Here is a 26,479-nt window from a genome sequence, read left to right on the forward strand (position 1 = left end):
TTACAGCCCTCCCTTGATAAAAGGAATTGCACCAAAACGGCCGATCAAATATCCCTTTTCTACTTTGGTGTCCTTGCGAATGGAAAAATCATAAAGGGAGAACAAGTCTGTGGCTGCGGTCTGCTCATCTTTTTCTGTAAACCAAATCTGATCTCTTCTCAAGAAATCCAAATCAAGAAGGTTGGTGCTGTGTGATGTGAAGATCAACTGAGCACCCTTGGGATTAAATTCTGTGCTGTCGAAAAGGGACACCAGATGCTTGGTCAGAAGTGGATGGAGGTGTGCGTCCATTTCATCAGCCACAAGAAGCGTCCCCAGGTCTAAAGCCTTTTTCACAACACCGATCAGCTTGAAATAACTGTTGGTGCCGTCAGATTCCTCTGCCATATTCAAGGCATAGGAACACGCATTTCCGTTGGCGTCATGTACCGTATGAATGGCATCAATATTTGCAAAAATGTCACTGCGTTGAGAAGGCGCAGGGTCTGAATCGCGCATTTGGAGCGCCTGTATTCCCAAATCTGCAACACGCAGCATAGATGCGATTACACGCCGGTAGTCGTCATTTTTCAACTGCTCTGCTTCAATTCCATAGGCATCCGCCACGGAATTCTTCGTGATGATTTGACAGGAGGCAAACCACTCCAGGACAGGGATCACTTTGGCGTAACTCCAGTTTGATGCAACTGACAAGTAGAGCTTGTTTGCAGAGGTGCGCTCCTTGAGTGTGTTTTGCTCATCAACATCGACCGTAAAACGGAAATCCTTGGTGTTTTTTCTCTCAAAAATAAGCGCCTGTCTGCCGTTGGGATAGTAGTATAGGTATTCCTCCGTGACAGCCTTATCTGTTACAGAAAAGCCATACGCATATCGAACGCCTTCTGTGGTAAAGATGACCTCAAAACTACTGGGGCGAGCAGGTGTTTCAGGATCGAACTTAAATGGTGAACGCGCAATCGTTTTATGGAGCTGCTGGTTATGAGAAGTCAGCACATAGTTTACCATAAACCAGAATGCGTTCAAGACATTAGACTTCCCAGAAGCATTGGCTCCATAGATAACAGCGGATTTCAGATAGTTTTTGTTTCCATCTGCGATGAGATGCTCTGGATGCTCATTGTCCCTACTGGACAGCAGGGATAAGACAACTTTATCTTTGATAGACAGATAGTTCTCTACACTAAATTGAATCAGCATAAACAACCTCCTAATCCAGTGTTTTTATATATTATATCCCGTATTTTGTGAAAAATCAACGCAAACGGAAAATAAAATTAAAAATAGAGAGGGTTGGAAGGATGTATATGCGTTAGGATTGAAATAATAAAATAACCGCCCGAGAAGCAGTTATTTGATACTTCCCAGGCGGTTTTCGGTTTACAGATTCTGCCGGATGATCCGGGTGATGATTCCAAGAGCGATGCCGCGCTCCACATCCAAATGGGTGACGGCAAAGGATACATCATCCTTCTTTCCGGGCATCCGGTAGTCATAACAGGAATGAGCTACCGCATTGACGCCATTGGCAAGCCGGACATAAACCACACCCTTGTGTACATCGGTCACTTTTCCGGCGTATTTACCCTGGATTCGGCACTTCTGGAGATTGTCCCGGTCGGTATTTTCAGATGTGCTCTTGATGTCGGCACGGATTCCGAGGTCTTCAAGGCTGTTGCGCCGCACATTGAGAATGCGGACCAGCACTTCATCGCCCACGGAGAAACGCTCGTGGGCATCGCCGATCCAGTCCCAAGCCAAATCACGGGCCAGAATTGAGGTTTCAACGCCGAATACCTCGACGCGGATGACCTTCTCCGCAACAGCGATGACCCGGGCCTGAACAATACGCCCCTCGTAGATGCGGTACTTCCCCTCGGCGTCCAAATCGAAATAAAAGGTCTGGCGCTTCCGCATCATAGCTTCACGGCGGCTTGCGACAACGCTGCGGGTCTTGGAGTCGATGCCGCGTACCACAAAGTCAATGTCCGCCCCCAGCATATTCCCCAAAATCTTGTTTTGACGCAGCATCAGGTCGGCATACTCCTGGCCGGAAGGGCTGCGGCCCAGATTGATCATCATCTCCTTGATGGGGATAATGATGCGGAATCCCTTGTAATCCACTACGGCCACAGTTTTGCGGTTGTCCAGCTGCTCAATGCCGCCCAGCTGACCTGTGAGGATGCGGCGGGTGCGGTAGGCGTTGTGGATCTCGTGCCAAATGACATCCTCGCGGTCTTCCTGTGTTTCCACCTCTTCACGACTGCGGATGGTCAGGATAGAGGTGTCACTGCGGTGTGTTACGGCGGTCCGGCGCAGAGCAGACGCAGTATCTACCGGCGCCTCCTCTTGGGGAGCGGTATCCTCTGAAATGGGTGTTTCTCCCTCATCAGGCGGCGCCGTATTCTCAACAGAGGCGGAAGATTCCACAGCCTGCTCTTCAGCAGCCGGAGCCTCCGCAGAGTCCTCATTCTCGCCATGTACGGGAGCTTCCACAGGCGCCGCCTTTTTCCGCCGGGGTGCCCGCTTGGGCTTGGGGGGAGCCGGCTCCCCAGCAGTTTCGGAAACCGTCTCCGCCGGGGTGTCATCTGCACCTTCAGCAGACAAATTGGAAGGAGTCTCTTCCTCACCGGCCGCCGATCCGGCAGGCTCATCCGAATCGGAAGGGGCGCCAGAGGCCGTGCCGTCACCCTCGGGGGCAGCTTCATCAGACGCCTCCGTTTCCATAAACTCAAGGGGAGGGTCAGAGCCTTCCAAAGTGGCGTCGCCATCAGGTTGATCCGTAGAGGCGCTGTCATTGGTCTGACCCATAGAGGCCAGCAGCGCACTCAAATCGTCACTGTCAGGCGGCGCCGCCGCATCAGCCGGGGGGCCGGCGGAAGAAATGGTACCGTCCGCGGGGGCGGTGTTTTCAGGAACAGGAGTTTCCTGCTCCAGCAATACTTTTTTCTTGGTTGCCATAAAATTAACCTCCTATGTTTTGTATTAAGAAAGGATCGAGTCCTTATCTGTCGTGATGATGCCATTCGGAGCCTCTGCGGTAGGAACGGCTGCGGTCTGCTTGGTGTTGGTAGATGTGCTGGCCGCCTTCGGCTTTTTCTTCACTGGCTTTTTAGGCGCGGGAGCCTGCGGCTTTGGCTGCGCCGCAGAGGGTTTCGGTTGCTCCTGTTCCAGCCTGCGCCATTCGGGGATATGGGCGGATGCCTTGCAGGAACGGAGCTTGGATGCCTCCGGATGTTTGGAATAGTCCATTTTGTCTACCTTGAGAACTTTTTGCCCCCGGATGATGACCAGCGCCTGCTTGATAGGGAGCCGCAGAACTTCGTCCGGGGTGAGGACAGGACGCTTGCCGACACCAGAGGTTTCCCGGTATTCCGGCGTGTAGTTGGAGATACGCCAGGTACCCAGCTGCTTGGATTTGCTGGATACCGACACAGAAGCCAGTCCCGTGCGGGAAGAAATAAACTCCGCCGTCAATTCATCTGTGCAGCCCAGGAACAACTGCGCGTCGCAGTTGCCCAGAATTTCCTGCCAGAGATTGAGAGGATACCGATTCTGCAAGCCCGCCAAGTTCTGAAACACACAGCTCATAGAGATATTTCTTGAACGAATGACGCTTAACCGGCGGGAGAGGTCTGGAATGGTGCCGCAGGCTGTTAATTCTTCACCCAGGACATGCACCGGTACCGGCAGTTTGCCTCCTTCGCAGTTCTTGTCTGCATACCGCACCAGCTTGATGAAGCAGAAGGACAGGAACAGGCTTGCCAGAAAGTCAAAGGTGCTGTCCTGGTCGCTGGTAACAAGGAAGTAGGCGCACCGCTCTTGGCCGGGCAGCTCCAAGTCAATTTCATCCCGGGTGGTGATTTTCTTGATGAGTTCCGACTGGAACACCTGCAGACGGGAGCCGAGGCCGATGATGACGCCGCTACGAACTGTATCGCTGGCCTGCTTATACAAGCTGTATGGCGCTTTGGCCGGATGGGTGGGCGGCAAGTTCTCAAACAGGCTGTCCAAATCGGACTCGCCGCTTAAAGTCAGCAGCCGGTACACCTCTCCGATATTGCGGTTTTGTTCAGCATAACTCTGGTCCACATAGAGGACGAGGGCCTTCAGCAAGTTCATCTCACAGGAATCCCAGAAATGGTCACCCTTGCCGTTGTTGATGGTGTTCTTAATGATGACATCTACAAAAAGCTGCGCCATCAGTTCCTGCCCCTCCACTTCGGAAAGGCAGTTCCAACTGTCCGAGTTTTCCGGATTGACCAAATTGAACACCTTGACACAGTACCCCTGATCCCGCAGATACTCGCTGGATTTTTCGTAGAGCTCACTTTTCGGATCTGAAATAATCAGGGATTCTCCGCGGACCGCCGCCTGAAGGATACGATTCATGCAAAAGGACCGGGTTTTCATGCTGCCGCTGGAGCCATACACAGCCAGATTGCCGTTGATATGGGGATTTTCGGGAATACAGACAGCCTTGTTGTCCAGCATTCCCAGTACAACGCCTTTATGCTTGCGCAGGTCAGGCACCAGATCCAACACACCGGCCATCTCCTTGCGGCTCATCCAGCCGGAAGTACCGTAAGTGCCCTTGGCCGAGTAAATGAAATTCCGGTCAGTATCATATTCGCCGGTATCGCTGTAGCCCATGCGCATGACCATGAGCAGCAAAATTGCCAACAGGCCGATGCAGATCAGGACACCGTACACTCCATAGGGTGGATGAAACACGGAGGCCAGACAGGTAAAAAAATCAGGCGACGCCATCGCCGGAGAAGTTCCGTCTCCGGGGATGCCGCCGCCCTGTTTCCACGCCGCGTAATTGCCAAACAGCTGTGCCAGGAAACCGCCTGCGTATAGAATCGCAAATACGGCGGCCGGCGCTGCTGCCAGGCCTATGATTAGTTTCTTTTTGTTTATGGGAACAACCTCCCCTCGAATTTTGTAAAGTCAATGGTTTGCAGGTGTACCCGGTCACTGCAATAGCGGCGCAGCACATCTGCTTGAAAATCAAAGCAGATCAGCGTACCGGGGCGTTCCATCAGTTCGAGGGCGGTGTTGAAACGCACGATCCGCGGCAGATCGCAGAAGTAACCGAACAGCACCGGCGTTCCATCCGGCTCTGCGGCATCCTGCTCCATGGCCCTGCCGGGATTGCCGGCGTAGAGGCCCTGTGACAGAATGCGGTCAAGTTCCGCGGTTTTCACAGGGTCACACAGTAACGCCAGTATCACCTCCCCCTGATGGTCATTGGTTAGGAAATAAAAGTGGTCGTAGCTGCCGTCCAGCATGAAGTAGTCATGCTTGGCCCCACCGGTACTGGTGAGTATCTGGTAGGCCAGGTCCATGCTGTCCCCCAATACCAGTCCATGTACCTGTTCGACACGGTACTGCTGGGCCAGACGCTGCTGGCATAGAATGTTCCAGAGGAGTGTTTTTACCCGCAGTTCGGATTTGTAGCGCCACTTCATCAGAGCGCTCCCGCTATTGTAGGTCACAAAGATGCCGGTGGGGACCAGCAGCACCCCTGCGAAGCGGGAGCTTCGGATCTGGGTGGCATCAGCCCCCAACTCCTTGACTTCGCGTGAACTGTAAAACGCGGGATATGTTACAGTTTCGCCGCCAAAACCGGTCTGGGCAAAGACCTTCGGCTTTTCATCCGGGTAGAGCAATACCCCGGCATTGCCCATAGTAATATAGGTTTCCGCGAGGCGGTGGAGCCGAAACCTCCGGTTTGCTTCGCTTTTGAGCCGGTTGGTTTCTGCGTCTCCTGTAAGGCAGAATGTAAAACGCTCGGGCCATCCGTCCAGCAGAGCTGACTTGGCTTTGATCCCCAGCCGATAGCCCCGGAGCCGATCCCGGTAGTAGGTGCGCAGCAGTCCGGCCTTTTTGAGCGCAGTCACGACCGCCTCCAAGTAGTAAGGGCTGGCGGGAAGGCGGTTGAGCTGGCTGGTGGGGAACTCTCCCGAAATAGCGGTCAGCGATAAAAGCCGGAACGGAAGCGTATCCGGCTGTGGAAAATAGTTGGTGCTTTTCCCAAGTAGTCACCTCCCTTGAAAGCACAGGATTTTTACCGTAATGACTGAGGACTTCGGTAAAAATGGGCCTCCCCATGAGGGGAAAAAGCCCGGAAAATCGGGCGTTTCAGCCGCTTCGCTGGATGTCGGGCCGGAGAAGGCCCAAAATGGTCAAAAATCCGAGATGGATTGTAGACTCGTTTTATGCTCCGTCAGCCATTGCGGAAAACGCTGCTTCTCCATGATATAGATTTTTGTGCAATCCTGGTCGCCCAGTTCGGCCGTGTTATAGGCATCGCACAACAGGCCGGTATCATCAGCCATCACAAAGGAAGAGAGAAGATCCAGTAATTGCTTTTCCGATAAATTATCGTAATCGCGTATCCGCCTGTCGGGAAGTGCCCGGTCATAGACCTGGGCGAAACAGACAACGCAATCGCGGTAATACGGAAGTGGGTGTTCTCTTGCGTATTGATCAAGGACAAAATAGAGCGGGTCCAACAGGAACTCATCGCTTTGCCGCTGTTTGCGCTTTGGCAGCAAACAGGGCAGCGTCACCTCCAGCACCCTGTCCTCGCAGTTGACAGTGATGCCGTGCGTTGCACCGGCGGATTTGAGATAGTCACCTTTGCGGATGGTTGTGCTGGAATAAATCAGATGCCGCAGCCGGCAGGCAATCCGCTCTGCCCGTAAAGCGGCATCTATGGAAAGTGTTTCATAGTTGTCGGGGTAACGCTGGATGTCAGTGGTGTCCAGCGCGTACAGCGCATTACTCAGACGGGATATATCGTCGAGAATGCTTCCAATGCGGTGGGATATTAGTTTTCGATCCAATCATGTGCCTCCTGCTTTCTTGAAATAATTTGTCTGGCCTTCCTCGTCTACAGTACAAAATCCGGATATGCCCGGACAGTCGATTTGGGCGATTTGCGCCGGAGTATCGACCAGCATGATACGGCGGCTTCCCCCTTTGTTGCCCCGCAGAGCATGGCAGACAAGTGCCTCCTGCCCGGCGGCAATATAAGCAATCTCATATAATTCACCGTCGGCAAAAAACACGAGTTTAACGGGAAAATCAGCCGGAGCGTGGTAATCTACCTGCCGGATGAAGTCCAGCAGGACCCACACTGCCCGGACAAGCGCATGGTCAGTTTTTGGTGTTTGCCCTGCCAGGAAATAACCACCGCCGTCTGTTTGAAAAATGCGGCCCTGCCTCTCCAAATGAGAGAGCAGGGCCTTTGTAGTATCTTCTTTGCCAGGGTGAAAACAAAGAAGCTGGTGTTCACAGAGGCCGGGGTACATCGTCACGATCCGTAGCAAGTCCGTAGCCTCGTTCCCATAGATTTCAGCCCTGGTCTTCATGGGGCTCACCTCCTTTATTAAAGGCGCCAATCAGACGCCTTCAAAGCGCATTGTTAAATAGGAATTGTGGAAAGACGCCATTAGAGCGTCAATCCGGCGTTTTTCGAGAATAGTAGGAAAAAAAGGCGTCTTATAGGCGTATTGGAACTGTCAATGATGCGTTTTCCGGAGATTACAGCAATCCTCTTTATTGGGATTTACAAAATCCCTCCAGAATTGATAGTGTTCCGTTACATCTTCACAGATTGTCTTCTGCGGAATATGGATTTTTTCCACGATCCGCTGCTTTTCTTTCAAAGGAAGATGATGGTAGCCTCCCTGCCGCACGGTATATTTAGAGAAATCAACACCCCGAAACCACTGCTTAATCCACGAATTGACGCGCAGAAATTCAACCACACACCGCTCAATTCCCAAATCATTCAGCTTGTCGAAATCCATGTATTCCTCGATGATGGGGCTTAATCGGATTGCCACATCATACCCTTCCGCTTGCAGAGCCTGAATTGCGCGGATGCGCTGGCTGGGAGGACTGGCCTTTTCAAATTGGGCGGTTTGTGCATCGTCCAGGCAGGTCACGGTAATTTGAATATGGGCCAGTTCCTTGTCCAAGATCTCTAAATACTCCGGGGCAGCGGGAAGTGCAGACTTCGTGACGATGAGATAGCTTACCCTGCATAGATTCATCTCCTGGATGGTCTGGTAGGTAGTGTGGTACTGGAGTTCACAGGGCTGAAAACAGTCTGTCATGCCTCCAAGCCTGATGATGCTTCCGGATGGGAGACTGCGGATTTTCCGCCGGACCTTTTCAATGTCTGCAACACGAGGATGCGCCGCATCCCATAATCCACGAAAATGAAGCAATGAACGGGCATAGCAGTAGTTACAGTTGTGTTGACAGCCGCAGCCGTAAGTATCTAAACGGGTGTTATATTTGCATTTGTCGCCTTCATTGCCTCCAACTTGCTTAAAGAAACTCTTAAACTCGCTTTATATCACCTCTAAATTCATTGTTTGATTACTTTATTGTCGAATACATTGGACTCACCTCATATAAAATTCTAAATGGTTGCGGAGGACGGTACTGCCCCGCCGTCTGTTGGTAAAGCATCCAACCATGTTCTTTACACTACTCCGCGCAATAAAGGGAGGCGCTTCCGCACCTCCCAGAGAAAATGCCTTTTAAGCGGAATCAGCTTGTTCTTGGCGCTTGCGCTCCAAAAGCTCCCGCAGTTCCCTGCGGTCTGTGGTTATGAGATCTTTTTCCAATGGACTGGCCTTGAACTCCACCATGATATTGTTGTTATTGGTGGAGATCAGACCGCTGCCGCGCTCAAAGTGTGTGACCTCCATCGTTTCTGCGTCAGAGAGATGGAGGGTTTCCTGGACACGCTCCGCTTCGTCATCCTCCAGATTGAGAATGATCTTAGTCTTGCTGTTGTTGATGATGCCTTTCCCGAAACGGCCTTCGTCCAGATTGAAAAAGTCGTTAAGGTCCTGGCTGGCGCAGATCGCTGATCCACCGAAGCCGCGAATCGTCTTGAAAATTTCCAAAACGAAATCACCGGCCAGCCTGGTACCCGTGGCGCCTGCGCCGGAAAGAAGCTGCCAGCACTCGTCAATAAAAATGGCTTTTTCCTCGGTGCGGTCAGCTTTGGCGCGGTCCCAAACGAAATCAAGGGCCACGAACATCCCCACAGTCAGCAAATCACCAGTAAGCGAGGAAATATCCAGTACGGTGTACTTATTATCCAGCCGCACATTGGTCTGCTTGTTAAAGGTACTGGCGGAGCCATTCACCAGACGGTTGAGGATATGGGCCATGCGAGTGGTTTCCGGGGCGGCCTTCAAAATCTCATATAAATCGCCCAGCACCGGCATCTCCCGGTAGTAGCCCGGATTGGCCGGGTCTTCCAATGAGGCGTTGTCATGAGTGATACCTTTGGAATTGTAGGTGCGGATCAGAGCCTCATCCAACAGCTGTCGTTCCTCGTGAGACATATCAGGGATCAACAGACTGAAAAATATGTGGAGTTGCTGGATTTTGGCGGCCAGTTCGGAGAGCTGGATTCCCGGCCCGTCCAGAAGCTCACTGACCGACCGATCCACCTTGCGGATCTCCATCACATTGATGCAGTGCGGGCTGGCCGGGGAAATCTGGATAAACTCCCCGCCTACATTGGCACAGGCACGGTGGAATTCGTGCCCCTTCAACGGTGCAATGATGAAAACGGGAATGTTTTTCCGCCTCATTCTTAACGCCATGAGCTGCATCGTAAAGGTCTTGCCTGCGCCGCTGGTACCCAGGATCGCCATATTGGCGTTCTTGTAAATCGCAGAGTTGAAAATATCCACGATGATGAGGGAACTGTTATATTTGTTGACCCCCAGAAGGATTCCATTGTCATCGCACATCTCAAACGAAGTGAACGGATAGCAGCTGGCCGCGCCTCCAGTCAACAGGTTGCGCTTACCACGCTCGAACAGTCCCTTTTCCATGGAAACCAGCGGGAGGGCAGAACAAAATGCCTGCTCCTCCCGAAAATGGCAGTTGCAGACATCCATATCCTGCGAAAGCAGGAGCTTTTTTATTTCGCTGGCCTTCCACTCCAGGTCCTCCACAGAAGGGGCAGTCACAGTAATCAACAAGTTGAGATAATAGAAATCTTCGTTATTCGCAAGGCCCTCCTTCAGAAAATAGCCGCTCCGAATAGCGCCGTCTATATCATCGAAGTCCGTGTTCGTGTCGCTGGCATCCTTGATTTTTGACCGGTTGATGCGGAGCTGCTGGCCGACCCGCTGAATAATGCGCTCTTTGGGTTGGCGTGAAAGAAACATATCGAGGTCAATGCCATCACCGGCATTGACGATCAAACTCAGCCAGCCCGCGGGCACCTGTGTTTTGTAACCATCTGATGGGACGAGCAGATAAGTATAGTACAGCCCGTCTATGCAGAGATACCGTCCATGGGTGAAGTCGATGCTTTTGGGAGCAGCAAATTCAGCCGCCGGGATGCGGTCAATCTCGCCCTCCCGCCCCTTGTCGAGATACTGTGCCACAATTTCCTGTGCCCGTACCGACAGGGGCTTGACCGCACTTTCATTTCGGCACAACAAATTATAGAAAACATCTACGGTAAATTCGTCCTCGTTTTCGTGGACAACGACCTCGTTGCCGCATTGACGCAGGTAATTGGATGCCGTGTGGACAGCACTTTGGAGAGATTGGATTGCCTCATCTTCCTGTTCGGAGCGCCGGGTATTGGCCCAGGGCTCATACTCGAAAATCAGGAAAAACCGCCGGGTCACAGCTTCCCGGGAGCCGACCTGCTGCACAAAGTTCAGGTAATCCTCCTGCATCAAGCGGCACTGCTCGTTTTCCTCATGGGCCATCTCCTGGCGCACCGTGTCCAGGTGGCGGTTGATGTCCGCACGGCGGGTCAGAACCTTGATTTGGAGCTTGATGGGCGAGATCTTCAGGTACGAAACGAAGGAGTAGATGATATTCCTCTGTTCCCGGGCGCTGCGCAGCATAAAGTTGATGGGGACAACTTCGACCACCTTGACAAAGCGATGGTCTTTGGTATAGATAATGCCGTTCTCCACTTTCTCAATGGGCAGATAATCCGCCACTGGATTGAGGCAGGCGGGCTTCTGCTCCTTGACACGGGCGGGGCGTTTGGGCAGGCGTTCCTTTTCATGGCGCTTTTTTGCGTTCTTTTTTGCCTTATTGCCCTTGGCAGGACGATCCTTTTTAGCATTTTTCTTGGGCCGGAGCTTTTCACGGATTTCATATCCGCGGACTTCATCAAACTCAGCGGGGAAATCTGCTTCACCAGACCGCCGGCGCTTCGGCGCCTTGGGCTTTCTCTCCTTTGGAGGCTTCTGTTTGAGATGCTTGCCGGCTGATTTGGAGGGAGCCGTTTTTTCACAGGGCTGTTCACCGTCACCGCCGACAACGCGGCGATTCCGCAGGTATTTCAGAAAAGTGATCAGAAACTGCGAGAGACTTTCCCCTGAAATGCCAATGAGGGCAACCAATGCCACCGGGAGCGCAGTCAGGCATAAAGCAATAATGCGGGCGGTCAGCCCAAATGGAAGGCACAAAAAAACCGGCGTCCCAATGGCAAGTGCCAGGATGCCGGCTTCAATCACATTCCGCGCACGGAACATACCGCCAAAAAAAGTGCCTGTTTCTATGAAGTTCGGCGGTATGATATAAATATCATGGTCATTCTTGTTGCTCATGTATTACCTCGTTTCTGATGCCGGGGTGCGGTGCGGTCAGCCAATAATCCAGAAAGGACCGCCTGCTGCCGCACGGCGGCTTGCTTCATTTAAGATGATGGACAGATCCCACAACTGCCCGCTTCGCTTGTAACTGGCCGGGTCAGCCACCATGATCTGGCCGTCTTTTACGCCACGGAGAACAATGAAGTGGCCGGATGAGGTAAAATGGCCTTCGGACATAATTGCCACGACCAGCTTGCCATCTGCGAGAGCGTCCAGAATCCGCTGGGGCTCGGAAGTCGTGCAGCCGGATACCGGAAGGCCCCATTCCTCCGCAGCAGCAGGGATCAATGCGTGATAAGAGCCGCTGCTTTTGCACCAATAGCCATTGTCATATGACCACTTTGCCATTTCCACCGGGTCTACCATATCGTCCGTGAGGGAGGAAACCACGATTGCCATGGCGGTGGGCCCGCACCCATAGCCGCCGATGTTATCGGTGCCATAGGGTTGACTGGCATAGCGTTCATCCAGCTGATTGTAATAAACAACCGGGGTCCCGCCGTCGGTAAAGGTTACATCTCCAAGGGAGGGGATACTGTTCCCTGTCCACTCGTCCACATTTTGCAGCAGGCCGTCGCCTAAAAAGAGACTTAGGTTAGAGGCATAATCGGACGCCAGTTCTTTCTGCTCATCCGTAAGCGCGAAAACATGGTCGGCAAGATAAGACTCGCCGTTGTAGCGAATGGTATAGATCATCCAGATCTCGGTGGAGATGGTTTCCTCACCGGTCTCCGGATCTTCGGATGTGACCTCACGGCTCTCCCGCACACTGGTATAAGAGTATAGATGCTCTTTGTTCTCCCGCAGGACAGTGGACAGGTCATCCAGCGAAATGCTCTCAAAGTCTTCATCCCGGGCAGCGCAATACTGTGAAACGATGAGGTTGGCGTTGTAGACCAGGCCGGAAGAATAGGGGTTTTTGACCTCCATTTTGTCGGCGCCAGAAGAGGCAAAGTCCACTTCGATACGGGCCATCACATCATCCAGCGCCTCACCCAGAATGGCGTTGATGGCAAAGGTAATGTCGTTGGCGTTTTCTACGATGGCGGTTTCGCTGTTGAGGATAGGCGTGTCAGGATCAGCTGGTGAAAAGGCATTGACCAGCCCTCCAAAAATCAGGCCGGGCAGCATCAGGAGGAAAAGGACAGGCAGCAAAAGCAGAATGGCAATGACGGCAATGATTTTGCCGATGTGCTTTCGGCCGGCCCAGACGGCCCCAGCCACAGCCCCATAGGGGCCGGCGGCGGCAGCGCCTTTCGCTGCTCCAGAGATGGCCTTGCCAGCTTTGATAGCGCCTTTGACCGTATGTGCGGCAGAGGCCGCAGCATCTACTGTTTCGGCGGAGCTGTTTTTTTGTTCTTCAGCCATTAGAGTTTGTCCTTTCTTTTGGGAGTAGGCGGCAGTTTCTTCACGATGGATTCGTGATAGGCAATCGAGCCGTCCGGTGCCATATAGGGGGATTTTTCAACCGCATCCGCGGCATACTGCTTATACCAGGCAGTACCATCTACAGCGTGAACGGTTGTGTATTGGCCTTCCGGCGCCACATACTGGTCTGCATGATACATACCAAAAGCGATGCCTTCTGGATGCTCCGGAGTGACTTCTGTGCCGGTAATGCGGCCGCCGCCAATCTCCACATTCTGATAAGTGGGAATATTCTCGGCCCCGGGCTCCAATGCCGCATGACCCATGTAGGAATGCAGAGCTTCTACAGCTTTATCCCCGGTCATAGTTCCCATCTGGGTGATACTCCCGGTAGCAACCGATCCTATGACATTGTTGGCAAAATTGCCTCCTTTGCTTACGGAGGAGGCGTAGATATGTCCACCGATGCCGCCTGCAGCGCCGCCGACCAGCCCACTTAATCCGGAGGGCTTGGCATCCGGGGGCGTTGTGGCCGTTTTGACCGCATTATTGGTAACATTCCTTTTAATCACGCCGGCCAAGCCACCGCTGGCAAAACCAGCGCCGAATCCAGCACCGCCTTTTCCGCCACCGTTTGCACGGACATGGGAGGAATGACTGCTGCGGCCTCCCGCAAAGTGATTGCTGGCAAAGCTCTTAAATCCGCTGAATCCCCTGGCCGCAATCATAGCCTCCGCCAGCATACTGCCTCCGGTATGGCCGACATTGACGCCCAGACTTGCCATAAAAGAATCGATCTTCTGTGATACTTTAAGAAATCCGATTGCGCACATAAACCAGATCAGCACATTCCCCGAAACGGCTTCTTTGCCTACGGCGTCCACTTGTGCCTGGACTTCTTCCTCCGAAATAGCGAAAGCAGGCTGGCAGAACAGACAGGAGAGAGCTGCGACCATCAGCGCAAGGAACAAAATTTTCTTGAGTCTTTTCAAAATGGCCCTCCTTACAAAGAGAGCGGGTTGGAGATAAACGAACCAACCATGCTCGTGAACAGGCGCAGGCACCAGGCGTTCATCAGCAGAAGAAAAATCTGACCGCCCAGCATCCGGCACCAGGATTTCCAGATGTTTGATGTTGTCTGGCTTGCCCCCATGGAAAAGGCTACTGGAGCCGTATAGACCAGCACGCCGAGCAATACATATCGCTCTGCCGCTTCCAGCAGCAACTTCAGGTAGTTCCACGCCAGAATGATGACTAAAATCAGAGTGATAAGGGCCACAGCCCCATTGGCGCACACCCCGATGATGACCAGCATGACAGAATTGAAATCCGCAAAACTGAGTGCCGGCAGCTCCGAATCCATAATCCAGTTATACGGTGTGCCGCCGATGGTCAGGATCATGCTGACAATCTCATTGGAGAAGAACGCTAAAAGAATAAAAATGACGGACCGGATGCTCAATTTGAGCGGGTCTTCCGCTTCAATACCGGCTCCCAGGCCAAAGTTCTTGAACAGCTGCCACACCCAGTTAAGGAGAATGATACCGATGCCCAGTGCCACAAAAACGCTGTACATCGTTTCGGCCGCGGGAAAGTAGCGCAGAAATACCGCCATATCGCAGCCCAGTGCCCCCAAAACCGAGGTGGTTATCAAGTCAAGGCCCGCCATGACCTGCTCTGCAATCCATTCAACAATGCCGTCCAGAATACCCATAGGTCATGCCTCCTTTCGTCGGGTATCAATGTGATGCCGATCAACCTGCCCACTGACCACCCTCAAAGAAGGGGACGATATAGGACATGATAAAGCCCAGACTGTTTAAGATGGCCCAGGTGATAACAATTCGTTTGAGCCAAGCTCTGCTTTCATCCACCGTTTTACCAGAACGGGAGAAATTCATGAGCAGCAATGCTACCGAAGCGGTCACAATGGCCGCAATCGTGGAGATAGCGAGGATCTGCGTGTAGACATCCTGCATGATTTCTGTGGCCTTTGTCCAAACATCGGTTGCGGCAAAGGCCGGCTGGCTGAACATCAATGAGACGGTGGGACACAGAAACGCCATATAAGCGATTCTGCCAATGGAAAAACGGCGCGGAGGGCTGGTATCGCCGTTTCGCTTTTGGTGAGGAATCTTGCGTTTTTTCAATTTTCGGACCTCCAATCCAAATGTAATATGCGGGACTCAAACAAAAGAGGAGCCCGCAGCTCTTGTAATAGATGCGGGCTCCCTCCCCAATCGGCCGGTCATTAGGGCAGCAAAAAAGCACCTTGAAAAAGGTGCCGTTCACTGCCTGCATTCAGTTTTGGGTGCAAGTTTGAGCATATTCAGTTTAGCACACCAGGATTTACGGCTCAAGGGCAGGAATGCGCCAATTTCATTCCCGTATTCTGCCAATTATTTGCCCTTGGCCTTTTCATCTGGTTTTGGCGCTGGAAAGAACTGTTCCAGCATATCCAAACTGTCTTTGGAGGTGTACCCCCATAGTACGGAACTGAGTGCGTCAATGGCTTCCCTGCGCCTGCGGTAGTAAGTACGGAATGAGATGTCCCGGATATGCGGACGCAAATTCTCGATGATCTCCTCCACATTTTTGAGTTGCTGCGGGGAGAGGAAGGAGTAGTAAAGCAGCCAGTAATAGGCCTCGCCGTTCTTGTGGCGGGTACGAAGCAATTCGACTGCTGAATCCAAAAGTTTCAGCATTTTGTGGCTGCGCTCAATGCACTTAGCATGGTGTTCAATATCGCTCCCATTCAGATCGGCGCCGGCCAGATAGATGGAATCCAGAAATTCCTCGATGGATGTGCCGTATTCGATCTCAAACTTGGAACGCACATGCTGGACAGAAATTTCCAGGCTCCACACCACATCGCGGTATTTTTTCAACAGTTTCCAGGTATCATGGTACAGCGGGTTTTCTGCGACATCTTTTTCAACAAATTTCTTCATGGTAAGACCTCCTTATTCAATTCTCCGCGACGGGAGAGAGTGTAAGTTCAAAAGTGGTGACCTGCCTGTTCCCGCACAGAATGGACAAGCCAAAACAGAGCGTTGACTGTTCCCGTGCGCGGGGTAGTAAATCTTCCCGGCAGTCGCCCGATAAGGGATATAACTTATAGCGGGAGAGGGGACAACCAAAGCACGAAATCCCTTGTGCCATCAGGATTTGAGCCATCTTTTGGATGATAATTTCAATGTGCGATTTTGAAACGCTATTGAGTTCGTTTGAAACGATAACCTCATGCTCTATACTTGGTGTGTTTTGGCTGGAGCCTGATTCATCGGGGAGTTCCAAATGGATGTTGAGCGTCATAGCGACCTCCTCTTTGTCCACCATAACATCCGATATTTCAAACATGGTGGACAGGTAATTTTTCAAATAGACCACGCTGCCGTGTCGGCCCGGGAAGGACATAAGGGAGATATAGTCCAGTGCGGCCAGCTTTTTGAGGACGCGGCCGACTGTCGCCCGGGACACCCCCCAGCGGACAGCCAGTTCAGTGTAGGCAACAAGAGGATTGCCGGTGCCGTTGCGGAAATAGACTACTGGCCCCAGGTCTGACCCCTGTACCTGATTATCGTTGTAGACGGCTGAAACCCAGAGGTCCAGAATAATATCCATTTCGGAGCATCGGCTTGTGCTGATGAGATCTGTGACAACGGAAACGGGCAGAAAGAAAAAGCCGGTATCCTTTTGGCAGGGAGCATTATATTCAAGCACCGTGTTATGCCGCGCCCAGTCGCAAATTTTATAGCGGATCACATTGCCGCGATCCAGTGTATGAAAAGTGATAAAGTGCTGTTTCTGCAGTTGTTCCAGCACTGTCAACACCTGGCATTGAAACCGTGTGCGAAACCATTGGGACACTTCCTTGAGTGTGCAGACCCATTCGCCCGGATAGATGGTATAGCTAATACCATCAATGCGGCGGTATGAAGTGCGGAAGTTTGCGTAGCTGCAAAGTACGGTAAAATAAAAAAGACCAGAGCCTCCGCTTGTGCGAATGCTCCGGTCTGCCATCAGCCGATGGACGAATTGCCGATAAATCCGGCATCGTGGGTAATCCACGACCTGTTTGATCTGTAATTGATAAGCCGGCATGGAAACCTCCTATTTTAAGATTGATTCTATTGCATAAAAATGATAAAATAGCCCGGGATGCGTATAAAAATAACACACCCCGGGCGGGCCGCTCTGCTAATAATCTGCTAATTTGCGTTTTTACAAAAGCTCAAAAATGCCGTCTGCTAATTTTTTGCTAATTGCGCGAAAGGTATTCCAGCGCCTTGAAACTGTGCAGAATGACACAAAACGGCGTGAGAAACCAAAAATTCATTGGGCTAAATTGACACAAAACGAAGCGGAATGTAGTGTAAGGGAATCGTAGGACAAAGAGTTATTTGTTCTCCTAAGCGGTAGGTCGGAGGTTCGAATCCCCTCAGGCGTGCCAAAGGAAAGGGACATCCGCAAGGATGTCCCTTTCCTTTGGCCTCCGGCTGCCGGGAATGGGTGTCTCCCAGGCAATTTCAAATATCCGCGGGCAGATGCGGTCTGCGCTTCCATTCGTGTTATTTCTGGGCGGCGCCGGTAAGCAGGGGGCGGGTCATAGTATTCTTTTTCAAATAAAGTTAATGGCCTATTTTTACTGTTACTATTGCCCCTCGTTCTGATTCCCTATGGAATGACACCGCAACTCTATCACGTTTTTGGAATTTTCAGTAATTAACAGCTACAAAAAATTTCCCCATATCAGAAGCAAAGAGCAATGAGTGCGTTAGTTTAAGCTTCCTCAGTTCTTCTGAAAGAAGTCCTGCAATGATAAAGCTATTCGACTTCATAATCATCATAGTATTACTACCAGCAAAGTGCTGTCCTATTGATCTCCAGAAGTTTGTAGCAAACAACTGTAGACTAGATAGTATCAAGTCCATCTCATTCTTCACTTCTGTCCCATAGATCATTTCGGCAACGCGAAGTAGAAATGAGCTCTCTATACCTGAAACAATTGTAATCTCGCGTGAATCCAAACTATATACCATTTTTTGATATACAGCCTTTCCCAAAAATTCTCCTTGATAGCTCCTACCTATAATTTTCGCATTTGCCGCAATATTCAAAGAAGCGGTCAACAGCGTATTGATTTTTTCTTCCAGTCGCGCTTCAAAGTCACTGTTCTTTGCAGGCGCGGCTAGAATACCCTTTCCTATGATCGCCATATCTGCTGTTGCTATATGCTCCAATAGCCATCCAATTCCGCTTCCGACAAAATCTTGTATCTCTTCTTTACTGCACTCACCACGCTTCACAATATCTTGATATTTTTTTAGCTGGATATTGCAAAATTCATCGTGCAACATCTTGTGTAATGTATACCCAGTGTAGCCGATTTTGCGCATGTATTCCTCTTCCGCCTTAGCATGACGCTCAAAATAGCTGGTTATATAAGTCAAAGTTTCCCGAACGAGGAATATACGATAATTTGCCTCATCTCCTCGTTCCCGTAACTTATTCAAAACCTGATCGGCCATTTGGAATAGCTGCTGATGTTCCTTGTCTAATTTTTCTATACCCGTAATATAATTGTCATTCCACCTAATCATACCTGTTCTCCTTCAATCTATTTTAGTTACAAAATAAGTGAGTCAGCATATCCTCCTTTAATGTTTCAGCAGAGCAATCTTTGGGAGCTGTTTTCCTGTTTGACTGTATAACGCCCGGGCGGAGGGATTTATTGCACAATGAAGAGAAACTTAAAAATCCAATAGAGTTTATGGGAAAATGCGGTGGACTGCCAGGAAAAATGGACAGGGCACTGGAAAAAAGCGGCGAAAGAGGGCGGGATTTTCTCTGTTGCTTTTTCCCTGAGGAACCATTATACTATATATTATGGAAACCATTTATGCAAATGGAGGATTACATATGAAAGGAAAGCGAGTTCTCTCTCTGGCGCTGGCCGCGCTGATGACGCTCTCCCTGCTGGTGGTGCCCGCAGCGGCCGTCAGCTTTACCGACATGACCAATCACTGGGCCAAGGACGATGTGGAGTACTTGGCCACCCAGGGGGTGGTCAAGGGGACCAGCGCCACCACCTTTGCTCCCGATCAGAAGATGACCGCCTGTGAAGCGCTGCTGTTTTGCTCCCGTGCCGCCGGCGTGGACGCCATTGACAAGGAGGCCATCGCCGAGGACTGGGAGGACGAGCTGAAGGAGATCCTGCCCGAGGAGATGTACGCCTGGGCGGCCCAGGAGATGGCCGTCTGCCTGGAGACCGGCATCATCTCGGAGACCGAGCTGCGGGCCCTGAGCAGCGCGGGCGGGCTGGTGAAGTCCATCACCCGTGAGACGCTGGCCATGTATCTGGTGCGGGCCATGCAGCTCGCCCCCCTGGCCCAGAGCCTGACCTCCTACCCCATGAGCTTTGCGGACACTACCTCTATTTCCGCCTCCCTGCAGCCCTATGTATACCTGCTGAACATGTACGGCATCGTCAAGGGCAACGAGCTCAACCGCTTTCTGCCACAGAACTCCCTGACCCGGGCCGAGATGGCCACCATGCTCCGCCGGGCCATCGACTTTATGGACGAGCGGGGCATCTATGCCGAGCTGCCCGGCTACACCGACTATGACTGGGTGGGCGGCACCATCGCCGCCGTGTCTACCGGCAGCAGCGGCGTTACCCTGCTGACCCTGACCAGCGTGGTCAGCGGCACCCGCAGCATCTCTCTGCCCGCCGACGCGGAGATCTACGAGAATAATATGCTCTCCTCCGCCGATGCCCTGAAGGTGGGCAGTTACGCCCGGGTGAACCTGGACAGGAAGGGTACTGCCGAGTCCGTGCGCCTGGGCGGCGCGGTCACCTCCTATACCGGCTCCGTCACCGGCGTGGAGCAGGACAGCCTGACCGTGACGGTCAACGGCGCCTCCAAACGGCTGGACATCGACCGCTTTACCGAGGTGCAGGTGGGCAAGACCGCCGGCGACTACACCCTGCTGGATCCCCAGGCCGGATACACCACGGCCACCTGCTATGTGGACGCCATGGGCCATCTGGACGCGGTGCAGCTCTCCGGCGGCACCCGCGCCGAGGAGGGCATACTGGTGAAGGTGGAAAACGGCACCGGTGGCCAGCGGCTCCAGGTGTCGGCCTTTAACGGCGAAACCAGGCGCTACACCCTGCCCGCCGGGGCGGGCGTCACCGTCAACGGCGTGGTGGGCACCGTGTCCGACCGCTATGAGGGCGACTACGTGAGCCTGCGGGTATCCAACGACGAGGCCAACGAGCTGGTCAGCATGGCGGTGGACACCGTAACCGATTACGTCCAGGGCTCCGTCAAGAGCTTTACCTATGCCAAGGATCAAAACGACATCACCCTGACCAACCTGAGTACCGGCAAATCCACCACCTACGACATCTCCTCCAAGGCAGCCATCCGCTTCAATGGCGAGGACATCGCACTCAAGGAGCTGGAGCGGAACTCCTTCGCCACCCTTCAGCTCTCCGGCGGGGATGTGGTGACGCTGCTGGACGCCTATCCTGGCTCCACCACCACCGAGGGCGTCATTGAGAGCATCACCTACGGTACCCCCACTACCCTGGCGGTCAAGACCGCCAATGACAGCGTAATGACCTTTGAACTGGATCTCACCGACCTGCCCGCCATCTACCGGGACGGTAAGAGCAGCTCTCTGGACAAGATCAAGAGCGGCGACACTGTGGTGGTCACCGTGCGCTACAACAAGGTCACCACCCTGGAGACAACGCCTCAGAGCGCCAACGTCACCGGCACTATCACCCGGGTGGTGCAGGATGCCGCCGGGATCACGTTTGATGTGAAGCTCACCGACGGCTCCACCGCCTCCTATACCGTGTCCGAGGGCGTTTCTGTCACCCAGGACGGCACCGCCGTCTCCCTCTACACCCTCAAGCCCAACGATGCAGTGGCCATGGTGGTCAGCGGCGGAGATGTGGTGTCCATCGAGGTGGACAGGGGCTCCGGCTCCAGCAGCCAGCTTGAGGGCACGGTCCTGGTGCCCAACACCAAGGACAAGACCCTGATGGTACAGCTCACCGACGGCAACGTGCTCACGGCGGACGTGTCCGACGCCAGCTTTATGTCCGCCAGCGGCTCCTCCACCAGCCTGCGCCAGTTGGAGGCGGGGGACCGGGTGCAGCTCTTCGGCGATTACAAGGGAGCCCAGTTTGTAGCCACTCTGGTGCTAAAGCTGTAAGTATTAAATGTAATGACATGAAAACGGCCCCGGAACCGCTCGGTTCTGGGGCCGTTTTGCAGGCCTCACGCCGGGAGGCGGAACCGCGCCGGCAGCTCCTCCGGCGGCACACCCAGGAGCAGCAGAGTGCCCGCGGCGGCCAGAAAGGGCAGGGGGGAGGCGCCGGTAGAGAAGGGGAGCACCAGCTCCTGCTGCTCCACCACCGCCCCGCCCAGGGTGACCAGCTCCCGCTGGACGGCCAGGCACAGCCTGTCCCCCTCCAGGCTGGAAAAGGTGAGGGTATCCCGGGGGGAGGTGCCGTAGCTCACGGCCTGGCGGGCGTTGAGGGCCCGGGCCAGCGGCCCCGCCGTGCCGGGCAGCAGCACCGTCCCGCAGGGGACGGCCCCCGCGCCGGCCCAGCCCCGTGCCGCCGGTGACACCGTCAGCAGCTCCAGCCGCGCGCCGGCCAGCTCCGCCGGGTGCCGCCCGGCGCGCACCTCCGCCGCCAGCTCTCCCAACCCGGCCTCCACGGCCGTCCGAATCCCCTCGTCCCGCTCCCAGATTCCCACACGCAAGCTCCGCCACCTCCCGCTTTGCTGTAGTGTGCGGAAATTATGGGATTTTATGCGCCCTTTGTCCCGGAACGCGGCACGGGCCTTGACTTTTGCGGCCTGAATGCGTAAAATAATACGAACCGATAACTTTAGAATAAAGGATTGAGATAGAGATGGCACAGGACAAGAAACAGGTGGAACAGATTACCGATATGGAGGTGGACTTTGCCAAGTGGTTCACCGACGTGTGCAAAAAGGCGGAGCTGATTGACTACTCCTCCATCAAGGGCATGTTCATCCTCCGCCCCTATGGCTACGCCATTTGGGAGAATTTCCAGAAGATCCTGGACGAGAAGTTCAAGGAAACCGGGCATGAGAACGTGTACCTGCCCATGCTGATCCCCGAGAGTCTGCTCCAGAAGGAGAAGGACCACGTGGAGGGCTTTGCCCCCGAGTGCGCCTGGGTGACCATGGGCGGCTCGGAGAAGCTGGAGGAGCGCTACTGCATCCGCCCCACCTCCGAGACCCTGTTCTGCGAGCACTACGCCAACATCATCCACTCCCACCGGGATCTGCCCAAGCTGTATAACCAGTGGTGCTCCGTCCTGCGGTGGGAGAAGACCTCCCGCCCCTTCCTCCGCCACCGGGAGTTCCTGTGGCAGGAGGGCCACACCATGCACGCCACCGCCGAGGAGGCCATCGCCGAGACCGAGCGCATGTTCAACATCTACGCCGATTTCTGCGAGAACTACCTGGCCATGCCCGTGGTGAAGGGCCGCAAGACCGACAAGGAGAAGTTCTCCGGCGCCGAGGCCACCTATACCGTGGAGTGCATGATGCACGACAAGAAGGCCCTCCAGGCCGGCACCTCCCACTACTTCGGCGACGGCTTCGCCCGCGCCTTCGACATCACCTTCGCCGGCAAGGACAACCAGCCCCACCACCCCTTCCAGACCTCCTGGGGCGTGTCCACCCGCCTCATCGGCGGCGTCATCATGACCCACGGCGACAACAACGGCCTGGTGCTGCCCCCCCGCATCGCCCCCACCCAGGTCGTCATCATCCCCGTGGCCCAGCACAAGGAGGGCGTCATTGCCGCCAACGAGGCGGTCATGGCCCGCCTGAAGGCCGCCGGCATCCGGGTGAAGATGGACGCCTCCGACAACTCCCCCGGCTGGAAGTTCGCCGAGTACGAGATGAAGGGCGTGCCCCTGCGGCTGGAGCTGGGCCCCAAGGACATCGAGAAGAACCAGTGCGTCCTGGCCCGCCGGGACAGCGGCGAGAAGGTCTTTGTCTCCCTGGACAACATCGAGGAGACCGTCAAGACCATGCTGGACGCGGTGCAGCAGGGCCTGTTCGACAAGGCCAAGCGCAACCTGGACGAGAATACCTACGCCTGCGCCACCCTGGAGGAGGTCAAGGAGAAGATGGCCAGCCAGGGCGGCTTCGCCAAGACCATGTGGTGCGGCGAGCTGGCGTGCGAGTTGAAGATGAAGGAGGAGGCCGGAGTGTCCTCCCGGTGCATCCCTCTGGAGCAGGAGCACCTGGGCGACACCTGTGCCTGCTGCGGCAAGCCCGCCAAGCACATGGTGTACTGGGGCGTGGCGTACTGACGCTTCAAAGGGGGGCGGCATGCCGCCCCCTATATAATATCAGATGATTAACTATGACTAACCAGAAAAAGGAGGGAACTCATGCAATCCATTTTATGGGCGGCCACGGGGACCGGCTTCACTTTTTTGATGACCACTCTGGGCGCCGCCATGGTCTTTCTGTTCCGAAAGCAGCTCAATGCGTCCATCCAGCGTATCTTTCTGGGCTTTGCCGCCGGGGTGATGATCGCCGCCTCGGTGTGGAGCCTGCTCATTCCCGCCATGGAGGAGGCGGAGGCCTCCGGGCTTCCGGGCTGGCTGCCGGCGGTGGGGGGCTTCGTGCTGGGCATCGGCTTCCTGCTGCTGCTGGATGTGCTGCTGCCCCACCTCCATGTGGATGCCAGGCAGCCCGAGGGGCTCCACTCCTCCTGGCGGCGCACCACCCTGCTGGTGCTGGCCGTGACGCTGCACAACATCCCGGAGGGGATGGCCGTCGGCCTGTCCTTCGCCCTGGCCGCCCAGCACGCCGGTGAGGGGGCGGCCCTGTCCGGGGCCCTGGCGCTGGCTCTGGGAATTGGAATCCAGAACTTCCCGGAGGGGGCGGCCATCTCCCTGCCCCTGCGGCAGGAGGGGCTGTCCGCCGGGCGGGCTTTCCTCTACGGCAGCGCCTCCGGCGTGGTGGAGCCTGTCTTCGGTATCCTGGTGGTGCTGGTGGCGGGGACGATCCAGCCCCTCATGCCCTGGCTGCTGTCCTTCGCCGCCGGGGCCATGATGTATGTGGTTGTGGAGGAGCTCATCCCCGAGGCCCACTTGGGGGAGCATTCCAACACCGGCACCCTGGGAGTCATGGCGGGCTTCCTGCTCATGATGGTGTTGGACGTGGCGCTGGGGTGAGCCGCCCTACCTTGTGCGGTAGGGGCGGCCCGTGTGGCCCCCCGCCCCCGCGCGCCGGGTGGTGTGCGCGGCTCTGCCGGTTGCGGGCGGGGATAAACCCCGCCCCTACATGCCGGAGGAGGGTAAGCCTGCCCGTAGGGGCGGCCCTTGTGGCCCCCCGCGCCCCGGGCACTCTCCGGCGGGCGGGGACGAGCCCCGCCCCTACGGTGTGCGCTTGATAAGGCCCGGCCCGCAGCTGGAACGAATGCACAGCGTCTAGGGCCGGCAGACCCCCAGCCATTTTAAAACGTCCCAGATATCCTCAATTTGCAGCAGACTGTCCCACTCCCCGGAGGGTTCCTCTGAAACAATCTTCCGGATATCCCGCAGGGCCTTTCGACAGAGCTGATCCACCATCTCGTTGTAGAAATCCGAGCGCGGAGGTTCGGGACAGCCCTCCGGTGTAGCGGCCAATAAAATATCGTAGTATAAATCCATCGGATTCACCTCATGTTTATTTTAGCGAAAAATTCGCTAAAAAGCAAGGGGAAGCATGGGATGCTCGTATGCTTTTCCTGAGGTGGGAACATGAAATACGAGCGTATCCGTAACTTGCGAGAAGACAGGGATTTGACGCAGACAGAAATAGCGGAAATTTTGAATTGCAGTCAACGCATCTACAGTAATTACGAGCGGGGGGACGTCGATATTCCGACGGAAATTCTAATTGCGCTGGCACACTATCATAATACCAGCATCGACTACCTGTTGGGCCTCACAGACGAGCGGACGCCCTATCCCAGGGCAAAAAACCGGGATTTTTGAAAATTTCCCGTTGCATTCCGCTAACGATGGGGGTATAATGACACCAACCTGTTGAAGTGAGGAACACAGACATGGCAGACCGAACCCTCACAACTGCATCCTTCCTGTTTTCCTATGGCTGGGCTCGATTTATGGGCGCCGGCTTTTTTGGCATGGAGAAAACACGGGGGATGGAATGAATGGGTGGGGCCCGGGGAAGGCCCCATAGTACCTGAACGTGCAGGGGCGCTCATTGATTTCATCAATGGGCGCCCTTTTTGCATGGAGAGAAAGGATGTAAAATCATGGTAGTTGTTATGAAACCCGGCACCCGGCAGCAGGACATCGACGCCTTGGTATCCAGGCTTAAGGAACTGGATCTGGATGTGGGCATCACCAACGGCGTGGGCTGCACCATCCTGGGCCTGGTGGGCGACACCACCGCCGTGGACATGGATAAGATCTCCATCAACCCCCATGTGGAGCGGGTCATGCGGGTGCAGGAGCCCTACAAGAAGGCCAACCGCAAGTTCCACCCGGAGGACACGGTGGTCTCCGTGGGGAACGCCAAGATCGGCGGGGGGAATTTCTCCGTGATCGCCGGCCCCTGCTCGGTGGAGAGCGAGGCGCAGATCTGCGCCGTAGCCGAGGACGTGAAGGCCTCCGGCGCGGCCCTGCTCCGGGGCGGCGCGTTCAAGCCCCGCACCTCCCCCTACTCCTTCCAGGGCATGGGCACCGCGGGCCTCGACCTGTTGATGGAGGCCCGGAAGCAGACCGGCCTGCCCATCGTCACCGAGATCATGGACCCCCGCATGGCCGAGCTCTTCGAGCGGGAGGTGGACGTGGTGCAGGTGGGCGCCCGCAACATGCAGAACTTCGAGCTGCTCAAGGAGGTGGGCAAGATGAGCAAGCCCATTCTCCTCAAGCGGGGCCTGTCCAACACCTACGAGGAGTGGATCATGTCCGCCGAGTATATCATGTCCGCCGGAAACGAGAACGTGATCCTCTGCGAGCGGGGGGTGCGCACCTTCGAGACCTACACCCGCAACACCCTGGACGTGTCTGCCATCCCCGCCATTAAGCAGATGAGCCACCTGCCCGTGATCGTGGACCCCTCCCACGCCGCCGGCATGTACTGGATGGTGGAGCCCCTGGCCCTGGCCGCCGTGGCCGCCGGCGCCGACGGCCTCATCATCGAGGTCCACAACGACCCGGCCCACGCCAAATGCGACGGCCAGCAGTCCCTCACCCCCCAGAACTTCGATGCCCTCATGCACAAGGTCTCCGCCCTGGTTGACCTGATGGGGAAAACGCTGGTAAAATAGAAAAAGAAGCGCGGAGGGTAGGCGCATAGGGGAGCTAAGAGGACATGGAGGCGAAAAAACAGGCTGGGCGAAGCCCAGCG

The 26,479-nt window shown here is 54.7% G+C and carries 22 protein-coding genes and 1 pseudogene; 6 read left to right on the forward strand and 17 right to left on the reverse strand.

The features are described 5' to 3' along the window. The 15 genes and pseudogenes from ACESY8_RS03120 to ACESY8_RS03190 form a co-directional block, all read right to left on the reverse strand. Nucleotides 1-1,197: an AAA family ATPase gene (locus ACESY8_RS03120; RefSeq protein ID WP_009258056.1), complete on the reverse strand. Its 1,197-nt coding sequence runs from the start codon at nt 1,195-1,197 to the stop codon at nt 1-3. 180 nt (nt 1,198-1,377) lie between these two features. Then, a complete protein-coding gene (locus ACESY8_RS03125) occupies nt 1,378-2,958 on the reverse strand; it encodes a S1 RNA-binding domain-containing protein (protein WP_009258057.1) in 1,581 nt (526 codons plus the stop codon). 24 nt (nt 2,959-2,982) lie between these two features. Next, on the reverse strand, nt 2,983-4,899 hold the full coding sequence (locus tag ACESY8_RS03130) for a VirD4-like conjugal transfer protein, CD1115 family (protein WP_195309070.1): 1,917 nt from the start codon (nt 4,897-4,899) through the stop codon (nt 2,983-2,985). Between the two features lie 17 nt (nt 4,900-4,916). Then, nucleotides 4,917-5,903, reverse strand: coding sequence for a hypothetical protein (locus ACESY8_RS03135; protein ID WP_009258059.1), 987 nt, complete (start codon nt 5,901-5,903; stop codon nt 4,917-4,919). Nucleotides 5,904-6,188: 285 nt separating this feature from the next. Continuing rightward, nucleotides 6,189-6,851, reverse strand: coding sequence for a DUF6100 family protein (locus ACESY8_RS03140; protein WP_009258060.1), 663 nt, complete (start codon nt 6,849-6,851; stop codon nt 6,189-6,191). Continuing rightward, complete coding sequence (locus ACESY8_RS03145; protein ID WP_009258061.1) at nt 6,852-7,379, reverse strand: DUF5697 family protein; 528 nt, start codon at nt 7,377-7,379, stop codon at nt 6,852-6,854. Between the two features lie 150 nt (nt 7,380-7,529). Next, nucleotides 7,530-8,276: pseudogene (locus ACESY8_RS03150) on the reverse strand (SPL family radical SAM protein); the annotation flags it as partial. A 285-nt stretch (nt 8,277-8,561) separates the two neighbouring features. Continuing rightward, nucleotides 8,562-11,627: a VirB4 family type IV secretion system protein gene (locus ACESY8_RS03155; protein ID WP_071698951.1), complete on the reverse strand. Its 3,066-nt coding sequence runs from the start codon at nt 11,625-11,627 to the stop codon at nt 8,562-8,564. A 36-nt stretch (nt 11,628-11,663) separates the two neighbouring features. Continuing rightward, a complete protein-coding gene (locus ACESY8_RS03160) occupies nt 11,664-13,040 on the reverse strand; it encodes a C39 family peptidase (protein WP_071698952.1) in 1,377 nt (458 codons plus the stop codon). Then, nucleotides 13,040-14,032, reverse strand: a complete 993-nt coding sequence (locus ACESY8_RS03165; RefSeq protein ID WP_009258065.1) for a hypothetical protein — start codon at nt 14,030-14,032, stop codon at nt 13,040-13,042. The genes ACESY8_RS03160 and ACESY8_RS03165 overlap by 1 nt, the downstream gene beginning before the upstream one ends. Nucleotides 14,033-14,043: 11 nt before the next feature. After that, nucleotides 14,044-14,754 carry a hypothetical protein gene (locus tag ACESY8_RS03170; protein ID WP_009258066.1) on the reverse strand — a complete coding sequence of 237 codons (711 nt, stop codon included), beginning with the start codon at nt 14,752-14,754 and terminating at the stop codon, nt 14,044-14,046. Between the two features lie 40 nt (nt 14,755-14,794). Then, nucleotides 14,795-15,190: a hypothetical protein gene (locus ACESY8_RS03175; protein ID WP_009258067.1), complete on the reverse strand. Its 396-nt coding sequence runs from the start codon at nt 15,188-15,190 to the stop codon at nt 14,795-14,797. 249 nt (nt 15,191-15,439) lie between these two features. Beyond that, nucleotides 15,440-15,991, reverse strand: a complete 552-nt coding sequence (locus tag ACESY8_RS03180; RefSeq protein ID WP_009258068.1) for a hypothetical protein — start codon at nt 15,989-15,991, stop codon at nt 15,440-15,442. Nucleotides 15,992-16,007: 16 nt separating this feature from the next. After that, the gene (locus tag ACESY8_RS03185; RefSeq protein ID WP_498794616.1) at nt 16,008-17,144 is read right to left on the reverse strand and encodes a MarR family transcriptional regulator; all 1,137 of its coding nucleotides are present in this window, start codon (nt 17,142-17,144) and stop codon (nt 16,008-16,010) included. Nucleotides 17,145-17,758: 614 nt separating this feature from the next. Continuing rightward, nucleotides 17,759-18,643 (reverse strand): bacteriohemerythrin, encoded by an 885-nt coding sequence (locus ACESY8_RS03190; protein WP_054339396.1) that lies wholly within the window; start codon nt 18,641-18,643, stop codon nt 17,759-17,761. 131 nt (nt 18,644-18,774) lie between these two features. Here ACESY8_RS03190 and ACESY8_RS03195 point away from each other — a divergent pair, with 131 nt between their 5' ends. Together ACESY8_RS03195 and ACESY8_RS03200 are read left to right on the forward strand one after the other, a co-directional pair. After that, entirely contained in the window at nt 18,775-18,966 is a 192-nt protein-coding gene (locus tag ACESY8_RS03195; RefSeq protein WP_131971348.1) for a hypothetical protein, read from the forward strand. Beyond that, entirely contained in the window at nt 18,963-21,272 is a 2,310-nt protein-coding gene (locus tag ACESY8_RS03200; RefSeq protein ID WP_009258072.1) for an S-layer homology domain-containing protein, read from the forward strand. The genes ACESY8_RS03195 and ACESY8_RS03200 overlap by 4 nt, the downstream gene beginning before the upstream one ends. A 65-nt stretch (nt 21,273-21,337) precedes the next feature. Here ACESY8_RS03200 and ACESY8_RS03205 read toward each other — a convergent pair whose 3' ends face one another. Beyond that, on the reverse strand, nt 21,338-21,820 hold the full coding sequence (locus tag ACESY8_RS03205) for a hypothetical protein (protein ID WP_007494695.1): 483 nt from the start codon (nt 21,818-21,820) through the stop codon (nt 21,338-21,340). Between the two features lie 158 nt (nt 21,821-21,978). On the opposite strand from ACESY8_RS03205, the gene proS reads away from it, so the two are divergent. Both proS and ACESY8_RS03215 read left to right on the forward strand, forming a co-directional pair. Beyond that, nucleotides 21,979-23,418, forward strand: coding sequence for a proline--tRNA ligase (proS, locus tag ACESY8_RS03210; protein WP_054339576.1), 1,440 nt, complete (start codon nt 21,979-21,981; stop codon nt 23,416-23,418). An 81-nt stretch (nt 23,419-23,499) separates the two neighbouring features. Next, nucleotides 23,500-24,291 carry a ZIP family metal transporter gene (locus ACESY8_RS03215; protein WP_007494693.1) on the forward strand — a complete coding sequence of 264 codons (792 nt, stop codon included), beginning with the start codon at nt 23,500-23,502 and terminating at the stop codon, nt 24,289-24,291. Nucleotides 24,292-24,546: 255 nt separating this feature from the next. Here the strand turns inward: ACESY8_RS03215 and ACESY8_RS03220 are convergent, their stop codons facing one another. Continuing rightward, a complete protein-coding gene (locus ACESY8_RS03220) occupies nt 24,547-24,768 on the reverse strand; it encodes a hypothetical protein (RefSeq protein WP_007494692.1) in 222 nt (73 codons plus the stop codon). Between the two features lie 90 nt (nt 24,769-24,858). On the opposite strand from ACESY8_RS03220, the gene ACESY8_RS03225 reads away from it, so the two are divergent. Beyond that, a complete protein-coding gene (locus ACESY8_RS03225; protein WP_007494691.1) occupies nt 24,859-25,095 on the forward strand; it encodes a helix-turn-helix domain-containing protein in 237 nt (78 codons plus the stop codon). Between the two features lie 284 nt (nt 25,096-25,379). Beyond that, nucleotides 25,380-26,399, forward strand: a complete 1,020-nt coding sequence (gene aroF / locus ACESY8_RS03230; protein ID WP_204681871.1) for a 3-deoxy-7-phosphoheptulonate synthase — start codon at nt 25,380-25,382, stop codon at nt 26,397-26,399. Nucleotides 26,400-26,479: the final 80 nt, after the last annotated feature.

Source organism: Clostridium sp. ATCC BAA-442, from assembly GCF_964239415.1.
In the GTDB taxonomy this organism is placed as follows: Bacteria; Bacillota; Clostridia; order Oscillospirales; family Oscillospiraceae; genus Flavonifractor; species Flavonifractor plautii.